Origin of the sequence: Flavobacterium ginsengisoli (assembly GCF_029625315.1) — a bacterium.
GTDB classification, from domain to species: Bacteria; Bacteroidota; Bacteroidia; order Flavobacteriales; family Flavobacteriaceae; genus Flavobacterium; species Flavobacterium ginsengisoli.
Window position 1 is genome coordinate 4,141,347 of sequence record NZ_CP121110.1, and the last position, 18,547, is coordinate 4,159,893.

Consider the following 18,547-nt stretch of genomic DNA (forward strand, 5'->3'; position numbering starts at 1 on the left):
AAAGGATTAAAAAAGATTTTTTTCTCAATAGCCTTCAGCTTTAGCTGGGGGTATTAAAGATGAAGTTAAAGGGGCTTTAGCCAAACTAGTGCAGTTTGACTAAAGTCTTTTTCTTTTGATTACTTTTTCATCCAGCTAAAGCTGGACGCTATTAAATTTAAAAGATATAAAACTTTGCGTCTTCGCGCCTTTGTGAGATTAATTTCATTCAGCTTGAAAACTAAAACGCAGTGAGAAACCTCAAAAACTTCAAATCTTATAAACTTTCCAAAAAATTCTGTAATAATCATTATAGCAGATATTAAGAACTTTGTAATGTATAATTTTTTAAAACTTATGATCATGAAAGGCTTATATATTTTATTAACCGTGATATTTTTAACTTCTTGCCAAAATCAGAGCAAAGAAGATGTAAATAAAGCCAAGCAAGCCAGCATTGATTCAATGAAAGTTGAAATTAACAAACAGCGTGTTATCGATTCGATGAAGACTGAAATGGCGAAATTAAATGAGGAGAAAATCGAAGCTCAAAAAGAAAAAGTTATAGTAGTACATCAACAAGCAAATAGTGCAAGCAGCGCCGGCGGCGACACCTAAAAAGAAAGGCTGGAGTGCAACGGCTAAAGGTGCTGTAATTGGTGCAGGAGTTGGTGCAACAACTGGAGCAATTGTCAGTAAGAAAAAAGGCGAAGGCGCCATTATTGGTGGTTTAGCTGGAGCTGCAGTCGGAACTGGAACTGGAGCTGTTATTGATAGCAAAAACAAGAAGAAAGAATAATTGTATTTTAGAAATAAAAACAAACCCCAAATTAGAAATAATTTGGGGTTTTCAATTTTAAACCAACTCTGAAACGGGAATTTTAATACCAACTAATTCTGATTTACAAAAATCGAGTTGCTCTATATGACCTTTAAAGACTGTTGTCGATTCAAATAAATTTTTATAATATTCAATTCCATCTAACAGATTAGATTTAAAAGAATTCCATTTTTTAAGTTGAGCTGTTGTAAGTTCTCCAGAAACAGATTGAATTTCGTTTCTAAAATAAGTGACATACATTTTAAGCTCTTTTATAAACAAGTTTGGGCGCTCGGTTCTAATGATCGATTTTCCTTGATAAATATGATGAATCATATCTTTTAAAGAAACTTCTTGATCAAAATAAGCTAAGTTTGGGCCTGGACAAATTACAACGCCTTGCGCTTGACCTTTTATTTTTATATCATTTTCTAGATAAGAAGCATTGGCGAGACCAACACATAAACATGATTTTTCGGTGATTTTGATTTTGCTCTTCTCAAATTCATCATTAGATATTGAATCCTTTTTTGCTTCTAATTCTTCCAGTTTAATATCCTGATATTTTTTTGATGCCGTGCAAATTCCATGTGGGTCGTATTCTTTGCTCAATGCTAAAAATTTCTTCGGACAAGAACTTCCAGCTTTATTCTCATGAATTCGTTTTTGTTTTAAGAATTCGTTTGTAGTTCCTTTCAAAGTGTTGAATGGAACTCCCAAAGGTGAAATATTACTTAAGTAAAAATCATCTTCTTTGGCTTTCATCAATAAATTACGAGTTTCTTGATCTACTGATGTTGCTTCGGGAACTAATAAAAATGGCGAACCCCAACCTACAGAATCAACTTTATATTCGTCCAATAAAAACTCATGTTCTGCAGCAGTTCCAACACCGCCTTGAACGGTAATTTTTAATTCTAAAGGATTTTCAGGGAAATGCTGATTTTTGGCCTGTAAAGCTTTAATCATTAATTCGTGGGCAGATTGTATCAATTGATCTTTTTTCTGCTTGAATTCCTCTAAAATGGTGCCTAATAAAAGCCCGTCAGTTGCAAAGGCATGTCCGCCACAATTTAATCCCGATTCAATTCGATATTCAGAAACCCAAAGTCCTTTTTTTGCTAAGAAATTTCCCTGAATCATAGCCGATCTAAAATCGCTTACTTTTAAGATGATTTTCTTCTTTAGCTCATTATTTTCATTTGGAAAAAAATCTTTGAAGTTTTCAAAATAACCAAACAATCTCGGATTCATTCCTGCAGAAAGTACAACAGAAGATTCCAAATTACTATTTGCAAAACCTCTTAAAGCGGCATGAGCATCATTAAATTCAATTGGAAGCTGTTCGTTTTTGATGAAATTATCCTTGTCCAATTTTGTCATGATATTCACATCGATTTCACCAGGAAAAAGATGTGTTTCAATGTAATTTTGAATGTTTTCTTTAAAAGCAATTCCATCATCTAATAAATTCTGAAATCCTTTTTTAATATCAGAAGTATTTGGCGAGCATCGATACGAAATTTTCTAAAGCCGTTTTGCTTTCTGCCAATTCTGTTTTGAAGTTTTCGAATTTCTCTTTTACAATTTTATCGACTAAATTTAAATAAGAGGTAATTCTCTCAGCACGGTAATCATGAAATTTTTGAGTGATTTCTTCGTAAGGAATGTTGAATTTTGTGCTGTAAAAATTACGCATCTTTTCAATTAAATCATCGTCTGCGAGAGCCACAACCGATGAAATTCCATACTGCGCGACTCTAATCGGACTGTCTATCGTATAAGCCAATCCCATTACCGGAATATGAAAAGTATGCAGATTTTTTTTTGTCATTTGTATTCGGATTAAAATAGAAGCAAATGAAAAAAAATATTTCCTCCTAAAACCTGATAAATGTCAGGTTTGAAAGGGATTGCGGATACTGCAAAAAGATTGTCGCGAATTGCACAAATTTTCTCGATTTTTTCTTTTTTTCACAATACGGATAAAAAATTAGTGTCAATTTGTGCAATTCGTGGATAAAGAATAATATTCTAAATCAAAATCTTCTTCAAAGATTCTGCAATACTTCTCCACAAAAGGTTGTAGAACGATCTGTCTTGAAGTCTTTCTACTTCGATTTCTGCAGTTTTGGTCGCGTCTTTCGAATCGTTTTTTACCAGTAAATTGGCAACAGCCGTTTTAAGTTTTGCCTCTTTTTCAGGATTTTTCTTTTTGTATAATTTGACTTTCAGATCTTCATAATCTAAAGAGGCATTTCCTTTCGATCCGTTGTCGTTTCCATAAAAATTAAAACGGTATTTATTGAAAGTTCGGTAAAAGTACTGTTGATATAGGGTTTAGTGAATCTTGTCATAGCTCCAACATCAAAATTTGAAATCACACCTTGAATATGAAATCCGTCACTTTTGTCTAAAACATTAAAACTCCAATCGACATCAAGAGGAGAATTTTTCATGAAAATACATTTGACTTTGATTTTCACATCATCTGTTTTCTTCAAACCAAAACCACTTCTCAAATTAGTTGCTTGCAGATTAAATTTATCGAAAGTTAAAACTCCCGGACCTTTAGCAAAATCAAGTTCTTCTTCGTAAACCAATTTCGATTTCAAAACTTGTAAAGTGTCAACTTGAAGCGGAAATTTCAGATTTCGCAATAAATGATTGTAAAGGTATTTTTTGCTTGGATCGTCTTTCAACATTTTTCCGCGGTAAATATTAGCATCAAAATGGTGAATGACCAGTGAATTCGCTTTGAAATAAAACTGGTTATTTTTGAAACCCCAGTCCATTTTTGCGACTTGAGCCGAATCGAATTTTAAATTGTAAATATCTTTTTCTTTTTCAAGACGTTTTAGAAATTCTCTACGTTCAAATTGAGGAAGATTAGAGAAATTATTAATCTTTAAGAAATTCTTTTCGGTGCTTATTTTTCCAATATTGATGTAATAAAAACCATTTGGTCTGTAAAACAAACTGTCGCAAACGAGTGCATATTTTTTATATTGAATCGGAATTTTTTCTTTTAAAGTAGCATCCGTAATTAAAATGCCTTCCAGTTTTAAAAGTATTTTTTTATACTAAAAATCGGTTTATCTGTATCTAAAGAAACAACATCAACCGATCCTTCGTTGAGGTAAATATTAGAAACTGCAATAATTTTTCGAAACGGATCAATAATTTCTTTTTCAATGCTTTTGCTGTTATTGATTAATTTTTCGCCTTTTTTGTATAAAATGATTCGCGGTTTATTGATAATTATACTTTCTGCCTGAATGATATCGCGAAAAGCCAAATCCCAAATATTGAAATGTTTTATAGTGATAGATTCAATTTTAGAAAAAAGTCCATTTTTGCTGTCTTTCGGTTCATTTTTCGGACTAACCAATAAAGTCTGTGCGTTAATATTTCTAGAAAAAAGAGAGACTTCAATTTTTTCGTAATTGATATTATAAGCCGTTTTGTTTTTTTCGTGAATAATAATCGGAAGTTGTTTTTTGATCCAATAATTCAAGCCAACATTCGCAAGAATTACAATTGCAAACAGAGAAATTACAACAATCGCTATTTTTTTATAGATTGACATTTATAGTATTAATTTTAAATACATAAATTTAGACTTTAAAAGAGCTTTGTTTCTTATAAAATTTTACAGAAAAGTTATATCATTTTGAATTTTTATCCTTTTTTAGAATATGAGAATAATTAAAAAAATCTTGTTGACCGTATTGGTTCTTGTGGTGATTCTTGCGATTGGTTTGTGCGCTTATATTTTTCATTTAAAACCGAAATATGAAGGTTCTGTACAATTGAATAATCTCGAGAAAGAAACCACAGTCTATTTTGACGATTTTGGAGTGCCTCATATTTATGCAGATTCTGAAAAAGATGCTATGACCGCCTTAGGTTATGTACATGCACAGGAAAGATTATGGCAAATGGAATTGTTACGCCGAATTGCTCCAGGACGTTTATCCGAACTTTTTGGAGGTGTCGCGCTTAAAAACGATAAGTTTTTTGCGGGAATCGGAATCGAAGAAGCTTCGGCAAAAGCCATTGCAAAATTGGATAAAAACAGCGAAAGTTATAAATTGACTCAAGCGTATTTAGATGGAATCAATCAATATCTAGAAGAAGGAGTAACGCCAATCGAGTTTACTTTGGTGGGTGTAAAAAAGCAAAAATTTACTATAAAAGATGTTTATAATATTTTTGGATATATGTCTTTCAGTTTTGCCATGGCACAGAAAACAGATCCGCTATTGACCGATATAAAAAATAAATATGGAGCCGCTTATTTGAAAGATTTAGGAATTGAAGGAGAATTTAATAATACAAGAATTAGAATCTCAAAAGAGAAAACGGAAGAGTATACTGAGATTTCAAAGTCTATAACTGCCATGTTGGATCAATCTCCAATTCCTCCATTTGTTGGAAGTAATAGCTGGGTTGTTGGGCCACATAAATCAAAAACGGGAAAAGTTATTTTTGCTAATGATCCGCATATTGGATTTTCGCAACCTGCAACTTGGTACGAAGCTCATTTAGTTACCCCAAAGCATGAATTGTACGGCTGTTATTTGGCTGGAACTCCGTTTCCGCTTTTGGCACATAATAGGGATTATGCTTATGGTTTGACCATGTTTGAAAATGATGACATCGATTTTTATCAAGAAAAAAATAAACCAAGCGATGTTTCGCAATATCAAACGCCAACTGGTTTCGATAAATATGAAATCAGAAAAAAAACGATAAAAGTAAAAGATTCTTCGGATGTTGTCTTGACGGTTAAAATTACTCGCCACGGACCAATTATGAATGATTTTATAGATCGTTTAGATAAGAAAAATCCAATTGCAATGTCGTGGACTTATACTAGAGAACCAATCTTGATTCTAGACGCTGCTTATGGACTTTCGCATGCCAAAAATACAACCGACTTTAAAAAGGCGGTGTCTTTAATTGCAGCGCCAGGATTAAACGTAATGTATGGTGATGCAAAAGGTAATGTAGCTTGGTGGGCAAGTGGAAAATTATATAGACACAATGAAGGCGTTAATACGCATTTGATTCTAGACGGTTCAAGCGGAAAAGACGATATTACGAAGTTTTTAGATTTCGAAAAAAATCCATCAGCAGAAAATCCAGCATGGGGATATGTTTATTCAGCCAATAATCAGCCAGAAGCTATTGACAATGGTTATTTGTATCCAGGATATTATTTGCCAGAAGATCGAGCTAAAAGAATTTCAGGAATTTTAGATGCCAAGTCAGATTGGGATAAGGAAGCCATCAGTAAAATGATTTATGATAATACGTCTGATGTTGCTGTTGAAACGACTAAAAACTTAATTGCAAGTTTAGATAATAAAGCACTTTCTAATAAAGAAAAAGAAGTTATAAATGTTTTAAGATCTTGGAAAGGAACAACCAATTTAGAAGATGTTGCGCCGACGATTTACAACAAATGGATTTATTTGTATTTGAAAAATACGTTTGAAGACGAAATGGGAAAAGACAATTTCAATTTGTTTTTGGGAATTTCTCTTGGAAAACAAGTAATTGCCAATCAGATAAAAAATGAACATTCGGTTTGGTGGGATAATATCAAAACGAAAAATGTAAAAGAAACTAGAACCGAGATTGTTTCGAAATCATTTCATGATGCTGTTATTTCTTTACAAAATCAGTTAGGACAAAATATTTCAGAATGGAATTGGGGAAAAGTGCATACAGTAGAACATGAACATCCATTAGGAAAAGTCAAAGCACTTCGCGGATTATTTAATGTTGGGCCTTTTAATTCTCCTGGTTCAAATGAAGTGATTAATAATTTATTTTTCGGATTTAATGACGAAGGGAAATATTACACCAAAGGCGGACCTTCAACAAGAAGAATTGTTGATTTTGCCGATGTAGAAAACAGTTGGAGTATTTTGCCGACAGGACAATCTGGAAATCCTTTCAGTAAACATTATAGCGATCAAGCCGAAATGTACAACGCAGGAAAGTTCAGAAAAATGAAATTGAACAAAGAAGAGATTATAAAAACTTCTACTAAATTGGTTTTAAAACCGAAGAATTAAGTTTTATTTCAAGTTTCAGATTTCAAATCATAGGTTCGATAATCTTTGTCAAAGTTTGAAACTTTGACAAAGATCTGTTTGCAAATAAAAAACTTTGAACCTTTGTCTCTTTGTCTCTCTAAACCTTACTTCAAAAGATATTTTCCCTTAACAATATCATTGGCAAAAATGTTCAGATTATTAAAAAGAACTTTACTTGCCGTCATGAAATTTTGAGATTGATAAGCCGTGTCTTTTTCGTAAGCTTTTAAAATAGTTTCCAATTCGACTTCATTGTGTCTAGCGAAAACATTATAAATCGCATCTCTGAAATTTTTATAGTTTATGCTTTCAGTAATTTCCATTGCTTTTTGATCGTTCCAGCCTTCTTTTGCAGAAGCTTCATTTATTTTCACTAAACAAAAATCAATTACATAATTTTTATAATGAGCTGACTTCGATAATTCTATCAATTATAATTTTATTTTGCTGGGTTGGCATCAATGGCTGATTGTTTTGCGAGAAAGATTTAGAAGAAATAAAAAGGCATAGCAATACAGAAAGAAAACTGCAGTTTTTTAGATTTTTCATAGGTTATTCAGTTGTTTTGGGTAGGGCTAAAATAGTATTTTAAAAAATAAATTGCCAAATTTGAGTGTTCCAAGTTGTAACAAAAAACTCCGATAAAGTAGATTTTGATTCTACTTTATCGGAGTCGTTTGAGTATTTTTTTAGATAAAAGTGTTCTCAGTTTATTTTTAGAAAGTTCTTCTAAAACTTTTTTACCGCTTTCGTTGGTTGGGTCCAATTCAACAGATTTCTTATAATTAGCAATTGCCATTTTTTTGTCTCCGTCGGCTAAATAAGCTTCGCCTAAACTATCGTAAACATTTCCAGATTTAGGAAAAGCTTCTACGTTGATTTTGAAAACCTCAATAGCTTCTTTCTTTTTTCCAGTTTGCAATAATTGATATCCAACTCGGTTCATATCACCTTCTTTAATTGCATAAGTAGGATCATTTTTTAGCTTTTTAAAAGCATCAGTTCCTGCAAGTGCACCTTTTTCTGTGTAAACATCTAATAAATCAAGAGCCAATGATTTTTTCGGCTGATTAAAAGGCTGATTGTACAAAATAGAACGAATTGCCGTATTCATTTCGCCTAAAAGAGTTCCACCAGTATTATTCAATAAAACAATAAGAATTTTATTTGCCGGAATGCGCGAGATGATCGTGTTAAATCCGTTGATGCCACCTCCGTGTTCAATAACGGTTAATTTATCATTTCCGTTCAGAATTTCATAAGTTGACCATCCATATCCGTAAAAACCATTCCAAGCTTTTATGTATGGTTTGTATAACAATTCCATACTTTTTGCAGAAAGTAATTTATTGGTATAAAGTGCTTGATCCCACAAATACAAATCTTCTACAGTAGAATACAAAGATCCAGCAGCGTACGGAATACTCATGTCGATATAAGCGAGCATTCACAATTTTATTTCCTTCCTTCTCATATCCAGCAGCTCTGTTTTTTATAATTAAATCGCTGTGATCGTAACCAGAATTAACCATTTTTAAAGGTGTGAAAATAGTTTCCTGTAAGTTCTGCTCATATGTCTTACCTGTGATTTTTTCGATAATATAACCTAACAAGAAATAACCCGAATTGCTGTAATTGAATTTTTCGCCAGGTGTAAACTCAAGAGGTAAATCCCAGAATGTCTTTACGAAAGCTTCTGGAGTATAAGGATTTTTTGCTTTGTCTTTAAAAAAGTTTGGTGCATTAGTATAATTTGGAATTCCAGAAGTATGAGTCAGCAAATTATGGATCGTGATTTTACTGCCATTTTCTTTTGGATAATCTGGAAGATAAGTTGTAATAGGAACATCCAATTTTATTTTTCCTTCCTCGGCCAATTTTACAATTAAAAGTGCCGTAAATTGTTTGCTGATAGAACCTAATCTGAATTTTGTGTCTGGTTGATTCGGAATATTCCATTCCATATTTGCAGAACCAAAACCTTTTTTGAAAATTATTTTTCCGTTTTCAGCTACCAAAGCCGAACCGTTAAATTGTCCGTATTCGTTGTATTTGTTTAAAAGCTGTTCAATTTGCTGTGCTTTATCTTGAGCAAAGGTGCTAAAGGATGAAAACTGAAAAGCGACAAAAAGTGCAACAAGTTTGATTGATTTTTTCATAATGGATTGATTATGGTTTAAGATTAATGAATGATTCGTTTTTTGATTGATGATTGAAACTTATCAACTAAAAGATATTCAGAAAGTTATCTCGAAATTACGATTTTTTTCATGAAATAAATTTAGGCTCTAAAATGTTAGACGAATGATTTGCGATTTGGTTTCAGGATTTAGCTAAATTTTTTATTTTTTTTCAGAATAAAAAAAGTAGAGCACAGACCAAGTACTATAAAAGTAGGCCTATGCTCATAACTAACAAATATTTTCAAGCAATATTAAGATGTCAAAACTTTACTTATAAACATTAGCAGAAGGATAAATAAATTTAGCATGTTTTCAGATTAAAGTTAATATCTGATTGAAGTGGAAAATTATTTTGTTTCGATATCGACTATTTTTCTGCCATTTTCTCCAAGATAATGAACAACAATATTTTCGTAAACTTTGTAACCATCATCAACATTGGTAAAAATGATTAAACCTTGTTTCGTCTTTGGCAGTAAAATAACAATAGTCTGAACACCTTGATCTGCGCCACCATGCGAAAGAGCGTAGTTTTCATTTCCTAAATCATAAATTTCAAAGCCTAAACCAAAGTATTTGTTTTTTTGGTCTGAACTTGATGCGAAATCATGTCCTTAAAAACTTTTTCACTTAACCCTTCACCGTTCATTACGCTCGATAAAAATCTACCATAATCTTCAATCGTGGTCAATAAATCGTCTGCTGCGTTTGCAGATTTATTTTTTGTCGGTTCATAAGCATTGCCGTTTTTGTCAAAATTGACTGCATATCTCGAAAGATCTATTTTATCATTCCAAATTAATTGAGAATCGGTCATATTTAAAGGTTCAAAGACTAATTCTGAAGCCAATTGATCTAATGTTTTGTGGAATTTTTTCTCTACCGCTTTTCGCAGATATTCAAATCCTTCTCCAGAATACTGGTATTGAGTTCCGGGTTTAAATTTGAAATCTAATTTTTTAGACTCATTAAAAGACCTCCAGTTAGGAAAACCCGTTTGATGGCTCAAAACAATTCTCGTGGTTAGTAATTTTAAATTAGGATCTTTCGCAATATCAGGATCGATCCAATATTTATAAAGCGGTTCATCCAAATCCCATTTACCGGCGCTTACTAATTTTAAAACAGTTATGGCAGTTACAGGTTTGGTTAACGAAGCCACATTCCAAATTGTATTATATGGTGCTGAAACGCCTTTTTTGAGTTCGCCAAAAACTTTTACCTGTTTTAGTTTTCCGTCTGCAATAATTCCAATTCCCAAAGCTGGAACATTATTTTCTTTCAGCCATTTTTCGGTTTCCAGATCATTGTCAAAAAGATTTGATATGCCAGCAGTAGAACTTGTCATTTGATGATTGTAACTAAGTGATCTTGCTAATTTCCATTCTTTATTTTTTAAAAGCCATAGATGAGTAAATTTGGCAAAACTTCCTGCTTGTTCTGCATTTCCAGCAGCGCTTTCATAAAAACGATGCGTTCCCATTTGAATCGCACCGTATAAAATGCCGTTTTTGTATAAAGGATAAATCTCAGTACTTCCGTCTATTAATTCTCTTCGATAATTATATTTTCTTGTTGGAGAACAGATTCCGCTTTGAAATGTTTTTAAAAATCGTGCTTTGTCGGAAATGCTGTCTTTGTCGTGATAAAATTCAAAATCTTCTGTGTAAAGATTTTCAAATTGTTTTATATCGCAGGTATTAAAGCCAATATTGAAAAGAAGACTGTCTTTTGACATAATGGTTTTGTATAAAGCAGAATTTTTAGCTTCTTGAGAAAATCCAAATTGAATTTGGATAAATAAAATTCCAACTAAGAGATATTTTAACTGAAAAAAAGATTGATTGATTTTCATTTGTAATTGATATTGATTGATGATACAGCAAAAGTAAAGCAATCAAAACTCGTAAAATTGTACAAATGCGAAAAACTTATCTTTTATGAGAAAGAAAATAAGAATCGGGATCGAAAGTTTTTGGAGTAGTTTTAGTTACGTCTTTAAACTTTTTGATAAAATGCGACTGATCAAAATATTTATTGTAAAGCGCAATATCAGTCAGTTTTAGTTTTTCTAAATCAGAATTTACCATTTGATCCACTGATTTTCTAAATTTCAAAATCTGAATGTATTTTTTAATCGTTAATCCAGTTGCAGTTTTAAACTTAATCTGAAGCAATCGTTGTGAAGATTTTAATGCTGTACTGATTTCAGAAACTGAAATTTCATCTTCACGAAGTCGTATTATCTCGCAAATTTTTTCAATGGTATTTTTTTCTGAATTTAAATCAGACAAAGTTTCAAAGTAGGTATTTATTATATTTAATACAATTTCGATATTAGAATTGGTCTGAATTTTAAAAGGAAGTTCTGTAGCATCAATTTTAATAATTGAGTCTGTAAAATTGCTTAAATCGTATTTTGGAAACATTGAAAGCGCCCAAGTGTGAAGCTGAATAATGGTAACTTTAGTTTTAGGATGTATATTGACCAAAACTTTATTAGTCATTTGCGAACAAAAGTAAACACCTTCGTTCATTTGATATTTGGCTTTACTGGTATGAACTTCAATAGAATTTCCGGTTATAAGAGCTAGATTAAAACAGCCATTTGGCAGAGCAAGTTTGTTTTCGATTAGGCTTTCGCCGACGCTATTATCGAGACACCAAACTTTATTGACAAACCGTTCCGCTTTTACGGTTACATAATGTTCTGAATATAGTCGCATTTTTTTTAGATTGATTTGTCAATTTGATTTCAAATTTAGGTTAAAAAGAGAATGATGCAAAAATGAATACCCATAAAAAACAGGTTTCATTTTATAACTTGAAACCTATTTGAAGATGGCAAGTGGCTAATTTTGTATGAACTAGATTTAAATTTGATTGGTATTTTATCCCTAATTCAAGTTTAAATCTAATTATTATGAAAAAAATCATTCCTTGTTTGTTTTCATTATTTCTTCTTGCAACGGCCTGCAAGAAAGAAATCAAAGTAAATAATGAAAGCGTTTCTGCAGATTCTTCAAATGTAGATGGCTATGAGTTTGTTGGTGGATATCCAACAGAGGCAACTATACAAAAAGCATACGATGATGCCGATCTTAATCGTGCGATTCAGACCTATAAATTTTTCTATCCAACCGTTTCTGGGGCAGCAATTGGTCTAGGAAATCTTGAAATAGGAGTAAAGGCCAATTCCGTTTTTGGAACATTAGATACAAAACCAGGTCAAATAGGGTATACATTAAATTCAGATACACCTTATGCACCAGTAGTTTTAGATTTATCCAAAGGTCCTATGGTTGTCGATATTCCTACAGGTCCGCTTATTGTTGTTGCCATGGATATTAATCAGCGTTGGGTTGCCGATATGGGAATTCCTGGACCAGATGCAGGAAAAGGAGGCAAACACTTAATTCTTCCATTTGGCTATAAAGGAACAATACCCTCTTCTGGATATTATGTTTGGCATGCTTCATCTGATAATCTAACTGTTGGCGTGCGTTCGCTTCCTGTTGGCGGAGATGTAAAAGGAGCGTTAGAACGCTTAACAACAGTAAAAGTTTATCCGTTTAATAAAACTTCTGATTGGAAAGAACCAACATGGCTTCAATTGACTGACAAACCGCAAAATACTACACCATTAAAATATGAGACAACTTTTAAGTATTGGGAAGTTTTAAAAGAAATTATCGATCGTGAACCATCTTATGATGGATATCGCAATTATTATGGAGAATTGGCAGTTCTTGGAATTGCAAAAGGAAAGCCTTTTACGCCAGATGAACGTATGAAAAGCATACTTTCAAAAGCGACAAAAATTGCTAATGCTCAAATGCGTGTGCAATCGTTTGCCGATCGCCGTCCAGATCGTATAGTTTGGAAAGATCGACAATGGGAATGGGTTGGGCTTCGTCCTGAAAATGGAGATTTTAATACCGAGAATTATGTTGATATAGATGCGAGAGAAACATGGTTCTACCAAGCAATTGGTGCTTCTCCAGCTATGTTTAGACGTCAGGAAGGTTCAGGATCTTTATATTGGTTAGGATTGAAAGACAATACAGGAAAATATGTTGATGGAAGCAAGACCTATAAACTTACACTCCCTACACCTGTACCTGCAAAACTTTTTTGGTCTGCTACAGTTTATGATGCCGAAACAAGAAGCCAGATTGCTACAGACCAAAATAAAGCGGCACTTCGTTCTATGTTTGAGCTTAAAGATAAAATAGGAGGCAAAACAGTTGATTTGTATTTTGGACCAAAAGCACCTGCAGGCAAAGAAGGACAATGGATAAAAACAATTCCAAATAAAGGTTGGTTTGTTTACATACGTATTTATGGACCAGAAAAAGTCGCTTTTGATGGAAGTTGGAAACCAGGAGATTTTGAAGAAATAAAGTAATCTATTTTTAAAAGATAAATTAATTCAAAAACAGGAGCCGACTTTAAAAGTCGGCTCCTGTTTTTTTAGATAAAGTGTGAGAAATTGTCTTCTTTAGTTTTCGCCCACTCATCCAATATAATACTAAAATAAACGTCATCTTTACTTTTTCCTTCAGAGTCAACATAATTATTTCTGAAAATTCCTTCTTTAACAGCTCCCAATTTTTCAATAGCTTTCTGTGATCTTTTATTCTCTAGATCTGCGCTAAATTGTATTCTTCTAAATTGAATTTGTTCGAAACCAAAATTAAGCAGTTCAAATTTACACGCTTGATTTAAGCCCGTTCCTTGAAACTCTTTTCCGTACCAAGTCCAACCAATTTCGCATTTTTTGGCTCGCGTGATTTAAGTAACCGTATCGTGTGCTTCCTGCAACTTTGCCTGTAGCTTTATCAATAATTAAAAAAGGATAACAAATTCCGTCCGCTTTTTGTTTTAATGTACTTGAAATATAGTTTTCAAAATCTTGATCGTTTCGAACATACATTCCCATATATTTCCAGATATCATCATCAAAAATGATTTTCTTGAGTTCGATATTTCTTTCACTTTCAAAAGGAATTAAAAGAGCTTTTTCATTTTCTAAAATAATCTCCGATTGTAAAATTTCGCTGTTCATGAATTTTGTTTTTATTGAATGAATTAAATAGAAAACGAAATTAGTTGTTTGATTTTTTTAAATAAACTAAATAAAATAACAATTTGTTATATTTTTAAAATCAAGAAAACTGAAATAGCCTTTTCAAATCACTATTTGCGAACAATTTGTTCATTTATTTTACGGCTCATGTATTATTATTAGTTATTTTTACGACCCAATATTAGATTTTCCTCGATGCAAACTTCATTAAAAATTGCTGTTGTTGGTTCTGGACTTGTAGGGTCGCTTCTGGCAATTTATCTTAAAAAAGCGGGTCACTCTGTTCATGTTTATGATCGTAGTCCCGATATTCGAAAAATAAATTTTTCTGGACGTTCTATTAATTTAGCAATGTCTAATCGTGGTTGGAAAGCTTTAGATGCAGTAGGTGTTGGCGATGCGGTTCGAGAAATTGCGATTCCGATGGATAAACGTGCCATACATTTGGTAGATAAACTGAACTTTCAGAATTACGGTCAGGAAGGCGAATCTATTTATTCTATTTCAAGAGGAAAATTAAACAGAAAAATGATCGATCTTGCTGAAGAAGCCGGAGCTGAATTCCATTTTGAACAAAAAGTTTGGGACGTTACTTTGAACGATGCCACACTTCATATTGGAGAAAGCGAAAGAGGAGAGTGGGAAGAAAGAAAGTTTGATATGGTTTTTGGTGCCGATGGAGCTTTCTCTAGAATTCGCCACAGAATGCAGCGCCAGAGCATGTTCAATTATTCTCAAGAATTTTTGAATATGGGATATAAAGAATTGAATATTCCAGCAAATCCAGACGGAACACATAAATTAGATAAAAATTCATTTCATATTTGGCCCAGAGGCGAGTACATGTTAATTGCGCTTCCTAATCTTGACGGAAGTTTTACCTGTACTTTATTTATGCCTTTTGAAGGAGAAAACTCTTTTGAGTCGTTAACAGACCGCAAGATGGTCGAAGATTTCTTCGAGAAAAATTTTCCAGATTCTATTGAAGTTATTCCAGAATTGGCAAATGATTTCTTTAAAAACCCAACAAGTACTCTAGTTACGATGAAGTGCTTTCCGTGGACTTACGAAAACAAAGTTGCTTTGATTGGAGACGCTTGCCATGCCATAGTTCCATTTTACGGACAAGGAATGAATGCAGGTTTTGAAGATATTACCGTTTTAAACGAAATGATTGAAAAGTACCAAGACGATTGGAAGAAAATATTTGCTGAATATCAGATCTCAAGAAAACCAAACGCAGATGCAATTGCAGAGCTTTCGTATCGAAATTTCTTAGAAATGAGTACCAAAACGGCAGATGAAAAATTCTTGTTGCAAAAGAAAATTGAGAAAATCTTTTCAGACAAGCATCCAGACAAATGGATTCCGCTTTACAGTCGAGTTACTTTTAGTGATCGTCCGTATGCCGAAGCTTTAGCAATCGGAGATTATCAAAACGGAATTATGGAAGAAGTCCTTCGAATGGAGAATATCGAAAATATTTGGAACGGTCCAGAAGTAGAAAATAAAATTCTCGCTTTATTAGAACAGGCTTAAGTTTTTTCTAGACCGTATTTGAATAAGTAAAATTAACCTTTGTCATAAAGAAAACCCGACAGATTTTAAAACCGTCGGGCTTATTTTTTACTTCTTTAAGAATTTTGATAAAACCCCAAAAACACCTCTTATAAAGGTAGCGCTTGTTACCACTTTCAAAACAGATTTGGTAACGACCTCTGTAGTGCTCGGTTCTGCTTTTGATGATTTCGCAGGAGCTTGCTCTTCTTGTTTTGTCTGCAGCTTCAGAAGCTTGTGCCAGCTTCTTGTTTAAAATTTCAAAAGCACTTTCGCGGTCAATTTCTTCAGCGTATTTCTTTACTAATTTCGATTTACCGTTTATCTCGTCAATTTCTTCAGCAGACAAAACATCCATTCGGCTCATTGGCGCACGCATCATTGTGGCCACAAGAGGAGTTGGTATACCTTTTTCATTAAGAGCAGTTACCAAAGCTTCTCCAATACCTAAACTCGTTAATAATTCATCAGTCTTATAATAAGGAGAAGTAGGATAGTTATCCGCTGTTTTTTTAATTGCCTGACGATCGTTTGCTGTAAAGGCTCTCAACGCGTGCTGAATTTTTAATCCTAATTGAGCCAAGACTCCACTAGGTACATCCATAGGGTTTTGAGTAACAAAATAAAGTCCAACACCTTTAGAACGAATTAATTTTACTATTGTTTCTATTTGCTCCAAAAGCGCTTTACTAGCTTCATTAAAAATTAAATGCGCTTCGTCAATAAAGATAACCAATTCGGGTTGGCCAGCATCTCCCTTTTCAGGCATTTTCTGATAAATTTCAGCTAAAAGACTTAACATGAAAGTCGAGAACAATTTTGGTTTATCTTGAATATCTGTCAGACGGATGATATTAACATAACCTTTCCCATTTTCATCAATTCGCATTAAATCGTCGGTTTCAAAAGACAATTCGCCAAAAAACAAATCTCCACCTTGTTGTTCCAATTCTATAATTTTTCTAAGAATTGTGCCTGTTGTAGCAGTTGAAATTTTTCCATAACTGGCAGCAATTTCATCTTTACCTTCCTCAGTAATATAATTAATTACTTTTTTAATGTCTTTTAAGTCTAATAAAGGCATTTGAGTATCGTCACAATATTTGAAAATAACTGCAACAACTCCAGCCTGTGTATCGTTTAAATCTAGAATTCGCGAAAAAAGAACTGGTCCAAACTCAGAAACCGTTGCACGCAGACGAACTCCATTCTGTATAGATAAAGACATTAATTCAACGGGAAATGCGGCTACATTATAAGGTATATTTATTTTAGCATGACGTTCTGTAATAAAACCTTCTTCTTTACCTTCTTTGGCTATACCACTAAAATCACCCTTAATATCCATCATTAAAACAGGAATTCCAGCATTAGAAAGTTGCTCCGAAAAAACCTGAATTGTTTTGGTTTTTCCTGTTCCAGTTGCACCCGCAATTAATCCATGGCGATTTAAAGTTTTCAGCGGAATTTTGACATGTGCCTCTGCAATTGGCTCACCATCAAGCATTGCGCCTCCAAGTATAATGCTGTCTCCCTTCGAGGAATACCCCGTATTTATATCAGCAATAAAATTCTCTTTTTTATTCATGTTTTTATTTGTAATTTAGATTGTTATATGAGTATTGCTTTGTTTTTGGGCACTTTTTATGTGGTTTTTTTTAGTAAGAAAAAGCTTTTTTTGATTGAAAATTTAATAAAAAAAAAATTCGCAGACTTTTTAAGAAGATATCAAAGGAATCTTTGAATATTTACTAAAACGTTGTAATTTTTCTAATTATCGTCCTTTTTTTTGTTTTATCTAAAAAATGATGATGGCAATTTAATGAGATATTTTTTAATTTGAAGTTAAATTTCGGTCAATTAAATTAAAAAAAGTTTTTTTATTTAAACTAAACGTATAAATTTGCTCCTCTACAAGTTAAATATAACTAAAAAATAAAAATTATTTAAAACTATTAAAATTAAAAAAAATGGCAAACGTTAAAGTTAAAAAAGAAAGCACTTCAAATGGCGGAGGAATGATCACTGGAATCATTATTGTAGCGTGTATCTTAGTAGGGGTGTTTATTTGGAAAGTAATCATGGGGGATTCTGCGAACTTCGAAGGAGGTAATCCAGAAACAGGACATCCAATCAATACATTAGGACAAGTATATAAAGGAGGTTTCATCGTACCAGTATTATTAGGTATGTTTTTAATGGTTGTTGTTTTTTCTATTGAAAGATTTATTGTTATCGGTAAAGCTCGCAGGAAAAACTAACCTTGACAAATTCATGAAAAGCGTTCAAGGTAGTATTAAAGAAGGAAACATCGAAGCCGCTATTGCTTCTTGCGACAAACAACAAGGTTCAGTTGCAAACGCAATTAAATCAGCTTTAGTAAAATACCAAGATGTTAAAAAAGAAGGATTCAACAGCGAAGAAGCTTCAGAAGTAATCCACAAAGAAATTGAAGAGGCAACTTCATTAGAAATGCCAATGTTAGAGAAAAACATGACTATTATCTCTACTTTAGTATCTTTAGGTACATTAGGAGGATTATTAGGAACTGTATCTGGTATGATTAAAGCGTTTGGTGCGTTAGCTTCTGCTGGTACTCCTGACCAAGCTGCTCTTGCAACAGGTATTTCTGAGGCACTTATCAACACTGCAACAGGTATCTCTACTTCTATCTTAGCAATTATCTCTTACAACTTCTTTACTGCTAAAATTGACGATTTAACTTACTCTATCGATGAGGCTGGTACTACAATCGTGAATACTTACAGAAAATTCAGAGGAAGTTTAAGACAATAATTAATTTTTGATT

The 18,547-nt window shown here is 32.9% G+C and carries 12 protein-coding genes and 4 pseudogenes; 6 read left to right on the forward strand and 10 right to left on the reverse strand.

Translation table 11 applies throughout. From position 1 onward, the window contains the following. Nucleotides 1-342: 342 nt before the first annotated feature. On the forward strand, nt 343-597 hold the full coding sequence (locus P5P87_RS19415; protein WP_278020317.1) for a hypothetical protein: 255 nt from the start codon (nt 343-345) through the stop codon (nt 595-597). Continuing rightward, entirely contained in the window at nt 569-778 is a 210-nt protein-coding gene (locus P5P87_RS19420) for a YMGG-like glycine zipper-containing protein (protein ID WP_278020318.1), read from the forward strand. The genes P5P87_RS19415 and P5P87_RS19420 overlap by 29 nt, the downstream gene beginning before the upstream one ends. A 57-nt stretch (nt 779-835) precedes the next feature. Here the strand turns inward: P5P87_RS19420 and P5P87_RS19425 are convergent. The 3 genes and pseudogenes from P5P87_RS19425 to P5P87_RS19435 form a co-directional block, all read right to left on the reverse strand. Beyond that, a pseudogene (locus P5P87_RS19425) lies at nt 836-2,633 on the reverse strand (hypothetical protein). 412 nt (nt 2,634-3,045) lie between these two features. Then, a complete protein-coding gene (locus tag P5P87_RS19430; RefSeq protein ID WP_278020319.1) occupies nt 3,046-3,777 on the reverse strand; it encodes a hypothetical protein in 732 nt (243 codons plus the stop codon). An 86-nt stretch (nt 3,778-3,863) separates the two neighbouring features. Further along, complete coding sequence (locus tag P5P87_RS19435; protein ID WP_278020320.1) at nt 3,864-4,388, reverse strand: hypothetical protein; 525 nt, start codon at nt 4,386-4,388, stop codon at nt 3,864-3,866. A gap of 109 nt (nt 4,389-4,497) precedes the next feature. On the opposite strand from P5P87_RS19435, the gene P5P87_RS19440 reads away from it, so the two are divergent. Then, a complete protein-coding gene (locus P5P87_RS19440) occupies nt 4,498-6,888 on the forward strand; it encodes a penicillin acylase family protein (RefSeq protein WP_278020321.1) in 2,391 nt (796 codons plus the stop codon). A gap of 125 nt (nt 6,889-7,013) precedes the next feature. On the opposite strand, the gene P5P87_RS19445 is transcribed toward P5P87_RS19440, so the two are convergent. The 4 genes and pseudogenes from P5P87_RS19445 to P5P87_RS19465 all read right to left on the reverse strand — a co-directional run bounded on the left by P5P87_RS19445 (nt 7,014) and on the right by P5P87_RS19465 (nt 11,818). After that, nucleotides 7,014-7,340 carry a hypothetical protein gene (locus P5P87_RS19445; RefSeq protein WP_278020322.1) on the reverse strand — a complete coding sequence of 109 codons (327 nt, stop codon included), beginning with the start codon at nt 7,338-7,340 and terminating at the stop codon, nt 7,014-7,016. A 233-nt stretch (nt 7,341-7,573) separates the two neighbouring features. After that, nucleotides 7,574-9,068: pseudogene (locus P5P87_RS26300) on the reverse strand (serine hydrolase). A 586-nt stretch (nt 9,069-9,654) separates the two neighbouring features. Further along, complete coding sequence (locus tag P5P87_RS19460) at nt 9,655-10,947, reverse strand: serine hydrolase domain-containing protein (protein ID WP_340696582.1); 1,293 nt, start codon at nt 10,945-10,947, stop codon at nt 9,655-9,657. A 76-nt stretch (nt 10,948-11,023) separates the two neighbouring features. Continuing rightward, the gene (locus P5P87_RS19465; protein WP_278020325.1) at nt 11,024-11,818 is read right to left on the reverse strand and encodes a helix-turn-helix domain-containing protein; all 795 of its coding nucleotides are present in this window, start codon (nt 11,816-11,818) and stop codon (nt 11,024-11,026) included. Nucleotides 11,819-12,015: 197 nt separating this feature from the next. Between P5P87_RS19465 and P5P87_RS19470 the strand changes: the two genes are divergently transcribed. Continuing rightward, nucleotides 12,016-13,500, forward strand: coding sequence for a DUF1254 domain-containing protein (locus P5P87_RS19470; RefSeq protein WP_278020326.1), 1,485 nt, complete (start codon nt 12,016-12,018; stop codon nt 13,498-13,500). A 65-nt stretch (nt 13,501-13,565) separates the two neighbouring features. Here the strand turns inward: P5P87_RS19470 and P5P87_RS19475 are convergent, their stop codons facing one another. Both P5P87_RS19475 and P5P87_RS19480 read right to left on the reverse strand, forming a co-directional pair. After that, nucleotides 13,566-13,886, reverse strand: a complete 321-nt coding sequence (locus tag P5P87_RS19475; RefSeq protein ID WP_340696696.1) for a GNAT family N-acetyltransferase — start codon at nt 13,884-13,886, stop codon at nt 13,566-13,568. Beyond that, complete coding sequence (locus P5P87_RS19480; protein ID WP_278020327.1) at nt 13,804-14,160, reverse strand: GNAT family protein; 357 nt, start codon at nt 14,158-14,160, stop codon at nt 13,804-13,806. Before P5P87_RS19480 ends, P5P87_RS19475 begins: the two co-directional genes overlap by 83 nt. A gap of 216 nt (nt 14,161-14,376) precedes the next feature. On the opposite strand from P5P87_RS19480, the gene P5P87_RS19485 reads away from it, so the two are divergent. Continuing rightward, the gene (locus tag P5P87_RS19485; RefSeq protein WP_198855494.1) at nt 14,377-15,720 is read left to right on the forward strand and encodes an FAD-dependent oxidoreductase; all 1,344 of its coding nucleotides are present in this window, start codon (nt 14,377-14,379) and stop codon (nt 15,718-15,720) included. Between the two features lie 87 nt (nt 15,721-15,807). Here P5P87_RS19485 and P5P87_RS19490 read toward each other — a convergent pair. After that, nucleotides 15,808-17,326, reverse strand: a pseudogene (locus P5P87_RS19490) (helicase HerA-like domain-containing protein). Between the two features lie 382 nt (nt 17,327-17,708). On the opposite strand from P5P87_RS19490, the pseudogene P5P87_RS19495 reads away from it, so the two are divergent. Beyond that, nucleotides 17,709-18,534: pseudogene (locus P5P87_RS19495) on the forward strand (MotA/TolQ/ExbB proton channel family protein). Nucleotides 18,535-18,547 lie beyond the last annotated feature (13 nt).